This window comes from Pseudomonas kermanshahensis, assembly GCF_014269205.2.
Lineage (GTDB): Bacteria > Pseudomonadota > Gammaproteobacteria > Pseudomonadales > Pseudomonadaceae > Aquipseudomonas > Aquipseudomonas kermanshahensis.
In genome coordinates, this window is record NZ_JABWRY020000001.1 from 4,609,312 (window position 1) to 4,624,020 (window position 14,709).

Sequence of the window (14,709 nt, forward strand, 5' to 3'; positions counted from 1 at the left end):
CTTCAAGGCAAATGCCTACCTGTCATAAAGAACGTGCACCCTAGGTGACGCGAATACCCTTTTTGCGCCAGGAGTCGATGACATGAGGCCAGAAATCGCTGTACTTGATATCCAAGGTCAGTATCGGGTTTACACGGAGTTCCATCGCGCGGATGAAGCCGAGAAGACGATCATTTTGATCAACGGTTCGCTGGCCACCACGGCCTCGTTCGCCCAGACAGTGCGGAACCTGCACCCACAATTCAACGTCGTGCTGTTCGACCAGCCGTACGCCGGCAAATCCAAACCGCACAACCGCCAGGAACGGCTGATCACCAAGGAGACCGAGGCGCATATCCTCCTTGAGCTGATCGAGCACTTCCAGGCCGATCACGTGATGTCGTTTTCGTGGGGCGGTGCGAGCACGCTGCTGGCGCTGGCGCACCAGCCGCGGCGAGTGAAGAAGGCCGTGGTCAGCTCGTTCTCGCCGGTGATCAACGAGCCGATGCGCGACTACCTCGACCGTGGCTGCCAGTACCTGGCCGCCTGTGATCGCTACCAGGTCGGCAATCTGGTCAACGACACCATCGGCAAGCACCTGCCGTCGCTGTTCAAGCGCTTCAACTATCGCCACGTGAGCAGCCTGGACAGCCACGAGTACGCGCAGATGCACTTCCACATCAACGAAGTGCTGCAACATGACTTGGAACGGGCATTGAGTGGTGCGCGCAACATCGATATCCCGGTGCTGTTCATCAACGGCGACCGCGATGAGTACACCACGGCTGAAGATGCACGCGAGTTTGGTCGCCATGTGGGCAAGAGCCACTTCAGCGTGATTCGCGATGCTGGGCACTTCCTCGACATGGAGACCAAGGCGGCCTGCGAAGACACCCGCAGTGCGCTGCTCGGCTTCCTCAAGCCGACCGTGCGTGAGCCACGTCAACGCTACCAGCACGTACAGGGGCAGCATGCACTGGCCATCTGAGCGCCTCGGCGTCCTGTAGCCCATTACCCGCAGGCTATGGGTCGCCGACAAGCTTTTTTATAGCCCTTTTTATAACTTGGGCTTCTAATTCAATGAGGGTTCTGGTAAAAAGTCGAACGCAGACGCGGGTATAGTTTAGTGGCAAAACGAAAGCTTCCCAAGCTTTAGTTGAGGGTTCGATTCCCTCTACCCGCTCCACCTCGCATTCCCGCATGGCGTTCCAGTAACGTCATCGCTGTCAAAAGGAGCCTCGGCTCCTTTTTTCGTTTCTGCCTATTCGTTTTCATGCCCCTTTTGTTGATCTGGCCCATGGCCACTTCCCAGCCGTTGCGCTTGAATGCGCGGCCGGCGAATCCGCTTGCAAGCGAAACGGCTTGAAGCGCATATGCTTGAGGGATTCGTGAAACATTTCGAAAGGACCGCGCATGTTTCTGTCCCGCTGGCTACCTGGCCTCGCCAACCTGTTGCACTACCGCCGTGAGTGGTTTCATGCCGACCTGCAGGCTGGGCTTTCGGTGGCGGCTATCCAGATCCCCATCGCCATCGCTTACGCACAAATCGTCGGCCTGCCGCCGCAATATGGCCTGTATGCCTGCGTGCTGCCGATGATGGTGTATGCGCTGATCGGCAGCTCGCGTCAGCTGATGGTCGGCCCGGATGCCGCCACCTGCGCGATGATCGCCGGGGCCGTGGCACCGTTGGCGCTGGGCGACCCGCAGCGTATTGCCGAGCTGTCGGTAATTGTCACCGTGCTGGTGGGCGTGATGCTGATCGGGGCGGGCCTGGCCAGGGCCGGGTTCATCGCCAGCTTCTTCTCACGGCCGATCCTGATCGGCTACCTCAATGGCATTGGCCTGAGCCTGATCGCCGGGCAGTTGTCCAAGGTGGTCGGGTTCAAGATCGAGGGCGATGGGTTCATCCTGAGCCTGGTCAACTTCCTCCAGCGCCTGGGCGAGATTCATGGGGTGACCCTGGCCATCGGCCTGTCCGCGCTGGCGCTGCTGATCTGGCTACCGCGGCGCTACCCACGGCTACCGGCGGCGCTGGTGGCGGTGGCGCTGTTCACGGTTGTGGTAGGCCTGTTCGGCCTGGACCGCTTCGGTGTCGCCATCCTCGGCCCGGTACCGGCCGGCATGCCGCAACTGGCTTGGCCACAGAGCAACCTGGCAGAAATGAAAAGCCTGCTGCGCGACGCCCTGGGTATTGCCACCGTCAGTTTCTGCAGCGCCATGCTCACAGCGCGCAGTTTTGCCGCACGCCATGGCTACGCCATCAACGCCAACCATGAATTCGTGGCACTCGGGGTGAGCAACCTGGCGGCCGGGATGTCCCAAGGCTTTGCCATCAGTGGCGCCGACTCGCGTACCGCAGTCAACGACATGGTCGGCGGCAAGAGCCAACTGGTCGGCATCATCGCTGCGCTGGTGATCGCCCTGATCCTGCTGTTCTTCACCGCCCCTATGGCTTGGATCCCCCAGGCGGCGCTGGGGGCCGTGTTGCTGATGGCGGGCTGGGGGCTGATCGACATCAAGTCGTTGAAGAGCATCCGGCGCCTGAGCCGCTTCGAGTTCTGGCTCTGCCTGCTGACCACGGTCGGCGTGCTGGGCCTGGGCGTGCTGCCGGGTATCGTGTTTGCCGTGACCCTGGCGATCCTGCGCCTGCTGTACAGCATCTACCAGCCCACCGACGCAGTGCTGGGCTGGCTGCCGGGCACCGAGGGCCAAGTCGACATCCGCAAATTCAAGGACGCCCGCACCGTACCGGGGTTGGTGGTGTACCGCTTCGACGACGCGATCCTGTTCTTCAACGCCGACTACTTCAAGATGCGCCTGCTGGAAGCCGTGCAGAGCCAGGCCCAGCCCAAGGTCGTGCTGTTCGATGCCGAAGCGGTGACCAGCATCGACGTCAGCGGCATTGCCGCGCTGCGCGAAGTCCGCGACACCCTGGCTGCCCAAGGCATCTTCTTCGCCATCGCCCGCGCCCGCGGCACCTTCCTGCGCATGCTGGTGCGCTCAGGGATGGCACGGGAGATGGAAGACAAACTGCTGTTCGGCTCGGTACGCGCCGGGATCCGCGCGTATCGGGTATGGCGGAACAGGAGTCGCCACGTGTCAACGCCGGAGTAAAACGCGTCAACGTGCTTACGCTGAATCCAGGCCAATCACCCTCTACTGTAGGAGCAGCCTTGTGCTGCGAAGAGGCCAGTGACAACACATACCCTTCGCTGTTAGCGCTGGCCTCTTCGCAGCACAAGGCTGCTCCTACAGGGGATGCAGGGCATCAACGGTATTCAGCGCACGCCTGGGAACTGGCCTCACCCGGCCTGCCGATCAGGCTCACCAGGCCACACGGCAGTGACCCGCGCCATTGCAGGTAATCATGCCCCGCGGGGTACTCCACCGCTTCCACCGCATAGCCCTTGGCACGCAACACATCGCGCAGGTGGCGGTTGGTATCCAGAATCGTCGGGCCTTCGAACAGCCCCGATTGCAGGTAAAAACGCAGCGGCTTGGGGGTTGCCTTGACGTACTCACGGGTCAGCCAGCCTGGCTCTTCCCCGTCCTTGGCCCACCAGTACGACCCCGACAGGCTCAGCACATTGCCGAACAGCTCAGGGTGCATCAGGCCCAGGTAGGACGCGGCCAGCCCCCCGTAGCTGGAGCCGGCGATGACCGTACGGGCCGCGGGTGCACTCAAGCCGTGTTGTCGCGCCCAGGGCATCAGGTCTTCAGCCATGAAGCGGGCGAACCGTGGGTTGGGTGGCAGCTCCTGCTGGCGGCTGAGGTCGCTGGGGTTGGCGATGATGATGGCTGCCGTGGGCGGGATCAGGCCATCGGCGATCAGGTTGTCGAGAAGGGTCGGCGTAGGCACTTGGCGGGTATAGGCGTGGGCATCGAACAGCACCAGCAAGGCCTGGCCTGCAGCACCCGGGCGCCAGCCAGCCGGTCGGTACAGGTAGACATCGCGCGTGTTGCCCAGCTCGTCGCTGGCCAGGCGCTTGCGTTCGAGCGTGCCACGGGCGATACCCGGCCGCTCGGCTACCCAGGGTTGCGGCGGCGCATCCGGTAATTCCAGGCGTGAACGCGACAGCCAGGCATCACCGCTGCTGTCGGCGAAGGTGGCAGGGTTGAGCGGGTCGCGGCGCGTGGTGGCAAGAATCACCCGGCGGTCATCCGACGGTGGCACATCAGGCGCCATTTGGTAGCTGAGCCGGGTGCTGGCCGGGACCTCGAAACTGGCGTACCAGACATCGCTGGTGCCAAGCCGTTGCAGCGCTTCGTGACGGCCCGAAGGCGCGCCGAACATCCGCACATTGTGCTGGGCGCCGCGCCACAGAAACGTCACCAGGCGCTGCTGCGGCTGGCCCGGTAGCCGCTCGACCAGTGGCGTGCCCTGGGCCTTTCGCGCGTTCCAGAACGCCTCGGTATCACCGCCCTGGGCAAGCTGCCCGGCCAACTCGGCCAGGGCCGGGCTGGCCAGCCGTGGTGGGCTTTGCTGCTGCTCGGCACGCGCCAGTACCTGCTCCAGGCGCAGGCTGAAAGGGGCGCCCGGGCGCCCGTCCAGTGGCTCTGCACGCAAGCCGTATGCCCCCGGGCTGTCGGCGACAAAGATGAACGCGCGCGGCTGGTCCTGGCCGTCGATCAACAGGCGCAAGGGCCTGCCCTGCGGGTCCAGCAGGCGCAGGCTGACGTCGCCGTCGACCCGGCCGCGCACCAGGTCGCCCGCCTTGAGCCCAACGTGCCAGACCGTGCTGCCTGCGGACATGGCCTGGCCGTTGACAGCCTGACCGGGCTGCAGCGTGGCTTCGCTTGCAGCCTGCGCCACGGCGCTGGTCAACGCCAGCAGCAAGGCGCAACGGATGAGAGAGATGCGGTTCATGCGCACCTCAGAAGTCGACGCTGGCGGACAGCTTCAAGGTGCGCGGTTCGCTGACGGTGGCATACCCCGGGTTGAACACCCCCGCCCAGTAGGCACGATTCTCGACGTTCTCCAGGCTGGCGCGCAGGGTCACGTCCTTGCTCAGCACGCGGGTGGCGTAGCGAGCGCCCAGGTCGTAGCGCGTCCATTGTGGGATTTTCAGCGTGTTCTCGTCGTCCAGGTACTGCGAGCTGCTGTGAATGCCCAGTGCCGTCAGGGTCAGGCCATCGACCCAGGGCAGGTCCCACTCGGCGCCGAGGTTGGCCGACCAGGCCGGTACACCGCGGGCGGTGTTGCCATCCAGGGTACCGTTGGCCGTCTTGCTCAGTTCGGCGCGGGTGTAGGTCACCCCGCCCAGCAGGCGTACGCCAGGGGCGGCTTCACCGAACATGTTCCATTCCACGCCACGGTTGCGCTGCTCGCCATCATCGGTGTACCAGAAGGTGTCGCCGCGGGTGTTCTTGACCATGCTGGGTTTCTCGATCTGGAACACTGCCAGGGTATGGCTGAACGTGCCCAGGTCCCACTTCACGCCCGCTTCCATCTGCTTGGCCACGTACGGCGCAAATTGCTCGTCCTTGTTCAGGGCCCCCACCTCGGTCACCGTGCCACCTTGGGTCAGGCCTTCGATGTAGTTGGCGTACAGCGACACCGGCGCATCCCAAGGCTTGACCACGATGCCAAAGGCCGGGGTCAGTTTGCGTTCGTCATAGGCCGTTGGTTTGCTCATCTTCTGCCGAACCCGCTGGGCACGCGCACCCAGGGTCAGCAACACACGCTCGTCGAAGAAACCGAGGGTGTCGGCCAGGGCGAAGCTGGACAAGGTATTGTCGCCGGTCTTGTCGTTCGAGCCGTGATCACCGGCAATCACCCCTTTGACCGGGCGATAGAGGTTGGTGTCGTAGGTGGCGCCGGTGACCGTGGGCGCTCGGCCGATGTCCTGGTGCAGCAGCGACGTCGTCAACACCAGCTGGTGGGTGACCGGCCCCGTCATGAAGTTTCCACGCAGGCCGGCCTCGCTGGCCAGGCTGTGGGTGTAGCCGGCCTGGTTGTATGTCTGCCCCTTGGCGCTGCCATCGGCCGCCTGTACTCGGATGCGGGTGCCGTTCAGGAAGCCGTCGTAGTACGTGCGCGCCCCACCCACACTGGCAAATGCCGTCCAGTCGTCGTTGAGCTGGTACTCGCCACGCAGCACCACTGCCTTGCTGACTTGTTTGGCATAGATGCCTTCCAGCACGTTGGTATCGGGCTTGGGCGCCTTGGTCACGTATCCCAGCTCGCTGAAGCCCGCCATCATCGGGCTGCCGTTGTCGAGTTTCTCATGGGTCTCGTAGGCATCCAATTCGAGCTTGAAGTCGTCACCTCGGTAATCCAGCGCCAGGGCGGCCAGCGTGCGGTCCTTCGACTGTTCGTCGACGCCCATGTCGCCACTGCCATACACCCCATTGAAGCGGACACCCAAGCGCCCATCCGCAAAGCGTCGGGCCACGTCGATGTGCTGGGCAAAGTAGCCGTCGGAAACGTAGCTTGTGGTCAGCCGGGTCAGTGGAGCATCGCCGGCACGCTTGGGTACCAGGTTGACATTGCCGCCCACCCCGCCATTGGGCGCCATGCCGCTGAGCAATGCGCTTGGGCCTTTAAGCACTTCGACCCGTTCGAGGAATTCGGTCGGCACATGGCCATCCGGCGCCAGGCCGTACAAGCCATTTACCGCCAGCTCCGAGGATTCCAGGCCGTAGCCACGGATCATGAAGTTCTCGTAGGCATGGCCTTCGCCGGTGCTGAAGCGGATCGACGGGTCATTGCGCAGCACGGCGCCAACCGTGCCGCTCTGCTGGTCGGCGATGGTCTTGGCGGTGTAGGCGGTGATGTTGAACGGCGTGTCCATGATGTCGCGATTGCCCAGCATGCCAAGCCGTGCACCGCGCGCCACCTGGCCGCCGCTGTAGGCCTCGGGCAGTTCACTGTTGAAACCGGCGGCGTTGACGTTGGTGGCGCCGAGGGTCAAGGCGCCGTCCTCGGCGGTGCTGCGCAGGGTCACCACGCCGTTGTGCTCCTCGGCCACCAGGTCGGTGCCGATCAGCAACTGCTGCAAGGCTTGCAGCACGCTGAAGCGCCCATGCAGGGCTGGCGCAGTACGGCCCGCGAGTACCCGGCTGTCAGCGGCAATGGCCACACCGGACTGGCGGGCAAGCGCGTGCACCGTGGTTTCCAGCGATTGGCTCGGAAAATCCAGGGCCAGTGGCTGGCTGTCAGCCAGGGCCATGCCCGGCGACAACAGGCTGCCCAAGGCACAGGCCAGGGCCAGGTGGCGCAGTGGCACGGATAAACGGGTGGAGGCGAACGACATGAAGGGTCCTTGCTCTTGGAGGGGTTCACCGTTGATGACGCCGCTCCAGTGGCTTACCCCTCAAAACTTTTTTCAGCGCGCCAACAGTTCCACCCTGCCCTGCCGTTCGCTCAGGCGCACCGGCAGAATGCGTGGCAACGCATCCAGCAGTTTCTGCGGCTGGTCGATGGGGAAGCTGCCGGTCAGCTTCAGTTCGGCGACTTCCGGCGCCAGCAGCACGGGCCGCGGCAGATAGGCATTGAGCTCGCCGATCACTTCACGCAGCGACTGGTCGGTGTAAGACCACCAACCGCGTTGCCAATGGTCGACGTCCGGGCCGAGCTGCCCCTGCGCATGCAGGTTGCTCAGGCGCCCCTGACCATCAATGCAGACGCGTTCGCCAGCGCCAAGGGTGCGCTCGCCACCGTGCAGGTCACGCACCTGAACCCGGCCGCGGGCCACCGCCACGAACACCCGGTCACCCCGGTCGCTGACCGTGAAGGCGGTGCCCAGCACCTGCACACTGCCCACACGGGTGCTGATATGGAAGGGCCTCCAGTGCTCATGGGCGACGTCGAAGAAGACATTGCCGTGCAGCAGCATCACCTGGCGCTGGCCATGGTCGAAGCGGATACGCAGGTTGCTCTCGGCCGCCACCAGCAGTTGGCTGCCATCGGGCAAGGCCAGGCTGCGGGGCTGTTCGCCGTGCGCGGTCTGCAGGTCTTGCTGGAATGCGCCGGTGCGCTGCCACATCCAGCCCAGCCAGCCACCTGCCGCCAGCAGTACCGCCAACGCGCCGCCCTGGCGCAGCAGGCGCCGACGGCTCGGGTCATGCGGCTGCGGCTGAAGGGCACCGCGCAATTGCGGCGCCAGGCGATGCACCAGTTGCCAGCGCTGCTCGGCCTCAAGCCAGGCGCGCTCATGTTCGTCGCTCTTACGCCGCCAGCGCAGCGCCTGGCCGCTGGCTTCGCGCACACGCGTGGGGTCGTCGCCATGCATCGCCGCGAGGTAGACCAAGGCCTGTTGCACCTTGCGTGCGGCAACCGGGTCAGCCATGGCGGCTGGCCAGGCGCAGTTCGGAGAGGTCGAACACCGCGCGGGCGATGTGCAATTCCACCGACTTGGCCGACAGCGTCAGCGCCTCACACACTTCGCGGTGGCTCTGGCCATACAGCCGCACCCGCACGAACACTTCACGGCGCAGGCGCGGCATGCGCTCGATCAGTGCAATCAGTTGCTGCAACTGCTCGCGCGCGATCAGGATGTCCTCGACGCTGGGGCTCAAGCCGTCGACGCGCACCAGCCAGTCCTCCAGCGCCGTCAACTCGGTGCTGCGCCGCCGGTACTGATCGATGCACAAGTTACGCGCCGCCTGGAACAACAACGCGCGCGCATTGAGTACCGGCGCATTCAGCGCGTGAGCATAGGCCTGGGCAAAGCTGGACTGAGCGATGTCAGCGGCGTCGTCGGGGTTGCGTAGGCGCCCGCTGAGGTAGCGACGCAGGTCACTGTAGTTGGCCAGCAGATCATCGACGACCGCCTGCAAGGCCGGCGCAGGGCCGCTCCAGGGTGTGGAAAAGGATGTCATTGAAGGTGAGCGTCGCTAATAGGAATCCGTATCATTCTCACACATGACTTCTTGTCCTCGCCAGCCTCAATCACCTCGCGCTTGAATGACATGCTACAGTCGCCCCGTTTTCCGCTCCGCCCAACGGACCCCGCATGCCCGCACTTGACGCTTACCTCACCCCCTGGCCAGAACTCGACCAACGCCACCCTTGCGACGCCCTGCTGCTGGGCAACGGCGCCAGCCGTGCACTGTGGAAGCCGTTTGGCTATTTCTCGCTGTTCGAGGAAGCGCAGCGCGCGGGCCGCAAAAAAGGCCTGGCGATCAGCGACCAAGCCTTGTTCAAGTCACTCGCCACCGAATTGTTCGAGCCCGTGCTCAGTGCCCTCAACAGCACGGTGCGGGTCAACGCGGCCCTGGCCATCAACTCCACGGCACCGCTGAACCGCTACTACTCGATCAAGGAAGCGCTGATTCATGCCGTGCGCACGGTGCACCTGCCATGGCCTTTGATGCCAGCCGCCACGCTGGCCATGTTGAACCAGGCCTTGCGCGGCTATCGCAACGTCTACACCAGCAACTACGACCTGATCGTGCCTTGGGCCGTGCAGCACGCCCCCAAAGGTTTTGCCGAGCTGTTCGATGAGCAAGGCTTTTTCGACGTACGCCGCACCCGCAGTGAAGGCACCCGCGTGCTGCACCTGCATGGCGGCCTGCACCTGTTGAAACTGCCGGATGGCACCACCCGCCAACGCAGCGCAGAGAGCGCCGAGTTGCTCGATGGCTTTGCCGTGAACATTCCGGGTGAAGTGCCCTTGTTCATCAATGAAGACCGCAGCGACGAAAAGCTGCGCGCCATTCGTCACTCGGACTACCTCAGCTGGTGCTTGGCGCAATTGGCGCAGGAGAGCCAGGGGCTATGCCTGTTCGGGCAGCATCTGGACAGCAGTGACCAGCACCTCGTCGAGGCGGTTCGACAGGCACACCCTCGCCATTTGTCGATTGCCATTCGGCCGTTGGGGGAGGCGTCGGTGATCAATCAGAAGCAGCACTTCATCGACCGGTTCGGGGATTTACCGGCGACTGCGCTGCACTTTTTCGATGCGAGTACGCACCCGTTGGGGTTGGCTGACTTGGCGATCGACGTGCCGGCTGCTCGGCGTTGAGTTAGGTATCTGTTCGCCACAACATTTTTGGCGCCTTTGAGGCCGAGCGCCGCCCGCGCGGCGCTTCGCAGCACAAGGCTGCTCCTACATCTGTTTCGGGCCAGTCACGCCTGTGAAGGCGGCGCGCGAACGCCTTCTTGGTCCGACTCGATATTGAGGCGGGCACGAAGGGGCCGCGCGACCATGCCACAGGAATAATTGGCCCGAAACAGATTGTAGGAGCAGCCTTGTGCTGCGAAGCGCCGCGCGGGCGGCGCTCGGTCTTACAGCCGCTGCAGTACTCACGGCATGCGCACAAAAGCCCACCCCTCAACCCTCAATCAACCCATCCCCCCGCAACAACGTCTCCAGGCAATGCTCCTGCACCCCATAAAACCCCTTGAGTTGCGCAATCTTCTCCAGCAGCGCCGCGTTATCCACCGGCTGTTTGCGCTTCACCGCGAGAATCATCTTGTTCTTGTTGGTGTGTTCCAACGAAATGAACTCGAACACCTTGGTTTCATAGCCACAGGCTTCCAGGTACAGCGCTCGCAGGCTGTCAGTGAGCATCTCGGCCTGCTGCCCCAGGTGCAACCCATACTGCAGCATCGGCTGTAGCAAGCCTGGGCTGTGCAGTTGCGGGCGGATCTGTTTGTGGCAGCACGGCGAGCACATGATGATCGCGGCGTTGCAGCGGATGCCGGTGTGGATGGCGTAGTCGGTGGCGATGTCGCAGGCGTGCAGGGCGATCATCACCTCGATGGCTTCGGGCACCACGCTGCGTACATCGCCGCACTGGAATTCAAGGCCTGGGTGGTCCAGGCGCGAGGCCGCGGCGTTGCACAGGTCGACCATCTCCTGGCGCAGCTCCACGCCGGTCACCTGGGCATCGCGGCCCAGCGTGTTGCGCAGGTAGTCGTGCATGGCGAAGGTCAGGTAACCCTTGCCCGAGCCAAAGTCGGCTACGCGCAGGGCCTGTTCGGCCGGCAGCGGCGCGCTGGCCAGGGCGTGCTCGAACACCTCGATGAACTTGTTGATCTGCTTCCACTTGCGCGACATCGACGGGATCAGCGCACCTTGCGCATCGGTCACGCCCAGGTCACGCAAAAAGGGCCGCGACAGCTCCAGGTAACGCTTTTTCTCCCGGTCATGGCCACTGCTCGCAGCCGCATCACGCGGCGCCTGGGCGCCGTGGCGCTGGAGCATGGGCTTGCCTTTCTTGCTGAAGGTCAGCTGCACTTCGCCGTCCGCATCGAACAGGTGCGCATTGCGAAAGCTGTCAGGCAGCAGCTCGGCAACCAGCGCTTCGGCCTGCTCCAGTGGCAGGTTGCGGGTGATGTCACGGGTCTGGTGGCGATACACCAATGACAGGCAGGGCTGGCCCTTGACCTGCAGTGGCTTGGCGATGATCCGCTGCAGGGTCTGATCGGCACCCACATGGCGCGCCAGCACCAGTTTGACCAAGGTATTGCCGTGCAGGGCAGCGCTCAGCAGCTCAAGGAACTGGGCGCGCGCCTCTGGCGCGGTGGAAGCGGAAGGACTGGCGGACATGAAAAACGGTGCCTCGAGTTGCGGGGAGCGCGTTGCGCAATGCCACGCATTCTACAGGTGTGAGGCTGGCCCCCCAATCCATACGCCCGCTTTTGTCAGTCCAGAATCACCAAACGGTTGGGCAGTTCGTTGCGGGCATGGGTGCGCGGCACGTGCTCACTGAGCAACTCACCGCAGGTGTCGATGCAATCGACAAAGCCTTGCAAGGTCCGGCCCTGACGCACCTGTTCGGCAAAGCGCCCTACGATGGCCGCACGGGCACTGGCATCGAGGTATTGCTCCACCCCTTGGTCGACTAGGATTTCCACGTGCCGCTCCGCTTCGCTGACGAAAATCAGCACCCCCGTGGCACCGCGGGTGCGCTGCAGGTTCTGCTCGCGAAACTGCTGGCGGGCCAGGCTCGACGCCCGCCAGCGGCGCCAGGCACGCGGGATCAGCCAGCCGGCCAGGCGCGGGTGGCGCAGCAGCAGGCACAAGCCGATGAACAGCACGACGTTGGCCACCAGCAGGCCACGGATACCGGGCCAGCCCAGCAGCATCTGCAGCAAGCCCGGCACGGCCAGCGCCAGCACCGCGGCCCAGAACAGTGGCAGGTAGGCGTAATCGTCGGCACGGCGGGCCAGCACCGTTACCAGTTCGGCATCGGTACGCCGTTCGGCACGGGCAATGGCTTCGGCGATCTGACGTTGATCGTATTCGTTGAGGGGGGTCATGCCAGCGGTCTCTCGATCGTTCTTATTGTTGTTGTCCAGGCATTCAGGGTGCCATCGGCCGCCGACATATTCAGGCATAATCCGCCGCTGGAAGAATCGCCCCCGAACTGTACAACAATAGCCGCCTGAAAACTTCGGCCGCGCGCGTATCACGGTGGATACGGCAGAGGCCCCACAACGGAATTGATGATGAAACTGTCTTTGCTGGGCCTGGCCATGGGCCTTGTCAGTCAGGCGGCCCTCGCCGCCCCTACCGCTCCGCCCCTGCAGGACAAGCAGGCGTTCATCGATCACCTGATCAGCCAGATGACCGAGGCCGAAAAAATCGGTCAGCTGCGCCTGATCAGCATCGGCCCGGAGATGACCCACGAGCAAATCCGCGAAGAAATCGCCGCAGGCCGCATCGGTGGCACCTTCAACTCGCGCACCGCGCCCGAGAACCGGCCGATGCAGGACGCCGCCATGCGCAGCCGCCTGAAGATTCCGATGTTCTTCGCCTACGACACTATTCACGGCGAGCGCACCATTTTCCCGATCGGCCTGGGCATGGCCGCGACCTGGGACATGGACGCGATTGCCAAGGTCGGCCGCACTGCGGCCATCGAGGCCGCTGCCGACGCCCTGGACATGACCTTCGCGCCGATGGTCGACATCGCCCGCGACCCGCGCTGGGGCCGCACCAGTGAAGGCTTTGGTGAAGACACCTACCTGACCTCGCGAATCGGCCAGGTGATGGTCCGCTCGTTCCAGGGCAGCAGCCCGGCCAACCCCGACAGCATCATGGCCATCGTCAAGCACTTTGCCCTGTATGGCGCGGTGGAGGGCGGCCGCGACTACAACACGGTCGATATGAGCCTGACGAAAATGTACAACGACTACCTGCCGCCCTACCGCGCCGCGCTCGATGCCGGTGCTGGCGGGGTCATGGTGGCGTTGAACTCGATCAACGGCGTGCCGGCCACCTCCAACACCTGGTTGATGAACGACCTGCTGCGCAAGGAGTGGGGCTTCAAAGGTGTGACCATCAGTGACCACGGCGCCATCCAGGAACTGATCCGCCACGGGGTTGCCCGTGACGGCCGTGAAGCGGCCAAACTGGCGATCAAGGCCGGTATCGACATGAGCATGAACGACACCCTGTATGGCGAAGAGCTGCCAGGGCTGCTCAAGGACGGTGAAGTAACCCAGGGCGAACTGGACCAGGCGGTGCGCGAAGTGCTTGGCGCCAAGTACGACATGGGCCTGTTCAAAGACCCGTACGTGCGGATCGGCAAAGCCGAAACCGACCTCAAGGACTACTACGGCAACGACCGCCTGCACCGCGATGCCGCGCGTGACGTGGCCCGCCGCAGCCTGGTCCTGCTGGAAAACCGCAACCAGACCCTGCCACTGAAGAAGGCCGGTACCATCGCCTTGGTCGGCCCATTGGCCGATGCGCCCATCGACATGATGGGCAGCTGGGCGGCCGACGGCAAACCGGTGCATTCGGTGACCGTTCGCGAAGGCCTGCGCCGCGCCGTGGAAGGCAAGGCCAAGCTGGTCTACGCCAAGGGTTCCAACGTCACCGGCGACAAGGCGATGTTCGACTACCTGAACTTCCTCAACTTCGACGCCCCGGAAATCGTCAACGACCTGCGCCCTGCCGCGGTATTGATCGATGAAGCGGTCAAGGCCGCGCAGCAGTCCGACGTGGTGGTCGCGGTGGTCGGCGAGTCGCGTGGCATGTCTCACGAGTCGTCGAGCCGTACCACCCTGGAAATTCCGGCCAGCCAGCGCGAACTGATCAAGGCCCTGAAAGCCACCGGCAAGCCGCTGGTACTGGTGCTGATGAATGGCCGCCCGCTGTCGATCGCCTGGGAACGCGAGCAGGCCGACGCCCTGCTGGAAACCTGGTTCAGCGGCACCGAAGGCGGCAATGCCATCGCTGACGTGCTGTTCGGCGACTACAACCCGTCCGGCAAGCTGGCCATCACCTTCCCGCGTTCGGTCGGGCAGATTCCGATGTACTACAACCACACGCGTATTGGCCGGCCGTTCACACCCGGCAAGCCCGGCAACTACACCTCGCAGTACTTCGAAGAGCCCAACGGGCCGCTGTATCCGTTTGGTTATGGCTTGAGCTACAGCAGCTTCGAATTGTCGGGCCTGGCCCTGTCGAGCAAGGACCTCAAGCGTGGCGCTACGCTGGAGGCCAAGGTCACGGTGAAGAACACCGGCAAGCGTGACGGCGAGACCGTGGTGCAGCTGTATCTGCAGGATGTCTCGGCCTCCATGAGCCGCCCGGTCAAAGAGCTGAAGAACTTCCAGAAACTGATGCTCAAGGCGGGCGAGTCGCGAACCTTGACCTTCAGCATCAGTGAGGAAGACCTGAAGTTCTACAATGGCCAACTGCAGCGGGTTGCAGAGCCTGGGGAGTTCAATGTCCAGGTAGGGCTGGATTCCGAGGCGGTGCAGCAGAAGAGTTTCGAGTTGTTGTAAGCGGTTGAACGCCGGTACTGGCCCTATCGCCGGCAAGCCGG

10 protein-coding genes and 1 tRNA gene are annotated in these 14,709 nt (G+C 63.8%); 5 read left to right on the forward strand and 6 right to left on the reverse strand.

Features of this window, described 5'->3' with window-relative positions:
• Positions 1–82 precede the first annotated feature (82 nt).
• The 3 genes from HU764_RS20635 to HU764_RS20645 all read left to right on the forward strand — a co-directional run bounded on the left by HU764_RS20635 (position 83) and on the right by HU764_RS20645 (position 3,093).
• Positions 83–967 carry an alpha/beta fold hydrolase gene (locus HU764_RS20635; protein ID WP_186677605.1) on the forward strand — a complete coding sequence of 295 codons (885 nt, stop codon included), beginning with the start codon at positions 83–85 and terminating at the stop codon, positions 965–967.
• Positions 968–1,091: 124 nt separating this feature from the next.
• Positions 1,092–1,165, forward strand: a tRNA-Gly gene (locus HU764_RS20640).
• 227 nt (positions 1,166–1,392) lie between these two features.
• Positions 1,393–3,093 (forward strand): SulP family inorganic anion transporter, encoded by a 1,701-nt coding sequence (locus HU764_RS20645; RefSeq protein WP_186702538.1) that lies wholly within the window; start codon positions 1,393–1,395, stop codon positions 3,091–3,093.
• Positions 3,094–3,247: 154 nt separating this feature from the next.
• On the opposite strand, the gene HU764_RS20650 is transcribed toward HU764_RS20645, so the two are convergent.
• The 4 genes from HU764_RS20650 to HU764_RS20665 form a co-directional block, all read right to left on the reverse strand.
• Entirely contained in the window at positions 3,248–4,846 is a 1,599-nt protein-coding gene (locus HU764_RS20650) for an alpha/beta hydrolase-fold protein (RefSeq protein ID WP_186702537.1), read from the reverse strand.
• A gap of 7 nt (positions 4,847–4,853) precedes the next feature.
• Positions 4,854–7,235, reverse strand: coding sequence for a TonB-dependent receptor (locus HU764_RS20655; protein ID WP_186677611.1), 2,382 nt, complete (start codon positions 7,233–7,235; stop codon positions 4,854–4,856).
• A gap of 72 nt (positions 7,236–7,307) precedes the next feature.
• Complete coding sequence (locus HU764_RS20660; protein ID WP_186702536.1) at positions 7,308–8,270, reverse strand: FecR family protein; 963 nt, start codon at positions 8,268–8,270, stop codon at positions 7,308–7,310.
• Positions 8,263–8,802 (reverse strand): RNA polymerase sigma factor, encoded by a 540-nt coding sequence (locus tag HU764_RS20665; protein WP_186677616.1) that lies wholly within the window; start codon positions 8,800–8,802, stop codon positions 8,263–8,265. Before HU764_RS20665 ends, HU764_RS20660 begins: the two co-directional genes overlap by 8 nt.
• Positions 8,803–8,936: 134 nt before the next feature.
• On the opposite strand from HU764_RS20665, the gene HU764_RS20670 reads away from it, so the two are divergent.
• Positions 8,937–9,947 (forward strand): DUF4917 family protein, encoded by a 1,011-nt coding sequence (locus HU764_RS20670; RefSeq protein WP_186702535.1) that lies wholly within the window; start codon positions 8,937–8,939, stop codon positions 9,945–9,947.
• Positions 9,948–10,256: 309 nt separating this feature from the next.
• Here HU764_RS20670 and HU764_RS20675 read toward each other — a convergent pair whose 3' ends face one another.
• Together HU764_RS20675 and HU764_RS20680 are read right to left on the reverse strand one after the other, a co-directional pair.
• A complete protein-coding gene (locus tag HU764_RS20675) occupies positions 10,257–11,477 on the reverse strand; it encodes a class I SAM-dependent methyltransferase (RefSeq protein WP_186677619.1) in 1,221 nt (406 codons plus the stop codon).
• 95 nt (positions 11,478–11,572) lie between these two features.
• Positions 11,573–12,190, reverse strand: a complete 618-nt coding sequence (locus tag HU764_RS20680) for a TPM domain-containing protein (RefSeq protein ID WP_186702534.1) — start codon at positions 12,188–12,190, stop codon at positions 11,573–11,575.
• Between the two features lie 186 nt (positions 12,191–12,376).
• Here HU764_RS20680 and bglX point away from each other — a divergent pair, with 186 nt between their 5' ends.
• On the forward strand, positions 12,377–14,668 hold the full coding sequence (bglX, locus tag HU764_RS20685) for a beta-glucosidase BglX (RefSeq protein ID WP_027594116.1): 2,292 nt from the start codon (positions 12,377–12,379) through the stop codon (positions 14,666–14,668).
• The last annotated feature ends 41 nt before the right edge of the window (positions 14,669–14,709 follow it).

Bases quoted from the DNA above. Each gene is read 5' to 3' on its own strand.
- HU764_RS20675 (WP_186677619.1), bottom strand. From the start codon at position 11,477: ATGTCCGCCAGTCCTTCCGCTTCCACCGCGCCAGAGGCGCGCGCCCAG.
- HU764_RS20670 (WP_186702535.1), top strand. From the start codon at position 8,937: ATGCCCGCACTTGACGCTTACCTCACCCCCTGGCCAGAACTCGACCAA.
- HU764_RS20635 (WP_186677605.1), top strand. From the start codon at position 83: ATGAGGCCAGAAATCGCTGTACTTGATATCCAAGGTCAGTATCGGGTT.
- HU764_RS20680 (WP_186702534.1), bottom strand. From the start codon at position 12,190: ATGACCCCCCTCAACGAATACGATCAACGTCAGATCGCCGAAGCCATT.
- HU764_RS20650 (WP_186702537.1), bottom strand. From the start codon at position 4,846: ATGAACCGCATCTCTCTCATCCGTTGCGCCTTGCTGCTGGCGTTGACC.
- HU764_RS20665 (WP_186677616.1), bottom strand. From the start codon at position 8,802: ATGACATCCTTTTCCACACCCTGGAGCGGCCCTGCGCCGGCCTTGCAG.
- HU764_RS20655 (WP_186677611.1), bottom strand. From the start codon at position 7,235: ATGTCGTTCGCCTCCACCCGTTTATCCGTGCCACTGCGCCACCTGGCC.
- HU764_RS20645 (WP_186702538.1), top strand. From the start codon at position 1,393: ATGTTTCTGTCCCGCTGGCTACCTGGCCTCGCCAACCTGTTGCACTAC.
- bglX (WP_027594116.1), top strand. From the start codon at position 12,377: ATGATGAAACTGTCTTTGCTGGGCCTGGCCATGGGCCTTGTCAGTCAG.
- HU764_RS20660 (WP_186702536.1), bottom strand. From the start codon at position 8,270: ATGGCTGACCCGGTTGCCGCACGCAAGGTGCAACAGGCCTTGGTCTAC.